The sequence below is a fragment of the Streptomyces colwelliae genome (assembly GCF_048158785.1).
Classification (GTDB): Bacteria; Actinomycetota; Actinomycetes; order Streptomycetales; family Streptomycetaceae; genus Streptomyces.
Genome location: NZ_JBLTJC010001076.1, coordinates 1 through 384 on the forward strand (window position 1 = coordinate 1; position 384 = coordinate 384).

Here is a 384-nt window from a genome sequence, read left to right on the forward strand (position 1 = left end):
GCGCCAGCATCCCAAGACCAAGCAACGCCCCAAGCAGAGCCGCCATCGGGAAGAAGATTTGCACATCTTTCGGCACGCTCAGCAAGGTATACATTCCTGCGCCTAACGCGTCGTAACTCCCCTGCCCGGCTTTTTTCAGCTGATCGACAAACTTGATAATGCCCGACAGCGACACCAGCATGAACAGTGTCATCATGATAGTGGTGAAAATAGTTTTACCGATATAGCGGTCAAGTACGCCAAAAGGTTGCATCACACCGCTCCTTTACGCGAAAAACTGGCGCGCAGGCGGCGGATCGGCACGGCGTCCCAAAGGTTGAGAACAATCGCCAAAGCCAGATAAATCAGGTTAACGGTCCACATCCACAGCGTCGGGTCCAGCTT

At 53.6% G+C, this 384-nt stretch carries 1 protein-coding gene; it reads right to left on the bottom strand.

Features of this window, described 5'->3' with window-relative positions; translation table 11 throughout:
• A partial coding sequence (locus tag ACNFOC_RS55885; RefSeq protein ID WP_186465789.1) for an LptF/LptG family permease occupies window positions 1-253 on the bottom strand: 253 nt, incomplete at its 3' end.
• Window positions 254-384 lie beyond the last annotated feature (131 nt).